At 58.2% G+C, this 426-nt stretch carries 1 protein-coding gene; it reads right to left on the reverse strand.

The window, feature by feature from the left end; translation table 11 throughout:
• Positions 1–334, reverse strand: a 334-nt coding sequence (locus PZH32_RS11460) for a DmsC/YnfH family molybdoenzyme membrane anchor subunit (protein WP_275208383.1), incomplete at its 3' end; no start/stop codon positions are given.
• Between the last annotated feature and the right edge of the window lie 92 nt (positions 335–426).

A 426-nucleotide genomic window follows, 5' to 3' on the forward strand; every position in this document is an offset into this window, starting at 1 on the left:
GAGGACCCGACATCGCGGCGTTCAAGCCCGTCAGCAAAGGAACATACGCGGTATTCCAGCTAAGGACGGTTATACTGGCATACGCAAACGCGATGGCCACCACCATACCCAAAGCCGCCAACGAAGCCGCAACAAGCAGACCTCGAGAGAACCCCCGCCGATATCGTTCAGCATACTGGTACATCCATTGCACACCTGCAATGCCGAGAAACACTACGGCGGTGGCCACTTCGGTGGATAGAGGGCTCTGTCCTACGCGCGAAAGCACATAGAGCGCATTCTCAGGATTGCCTAGATGGGTTGCGGAAGCCACAAGACCCACCAGCACCACCATGAGCGGCGCCAGTAAAATCGCTGAATGCGTCGTGAGGCATCCTGGTCCGCGCCGAAAGAAGCAAGAGCCAGCAGGATGTACGCCACGGCGCC

The sequence above is a fragment of the Adlercreutzia equolifaciens genome (assembly GCF_029076695.1).
Lineage (GTDB): Bacteria > Actinomycetota > Coriobacteriia > Coriobacteriales > Eggerthellaceae > Adlercreutzia > Adlercreutzia equolifaciens_A.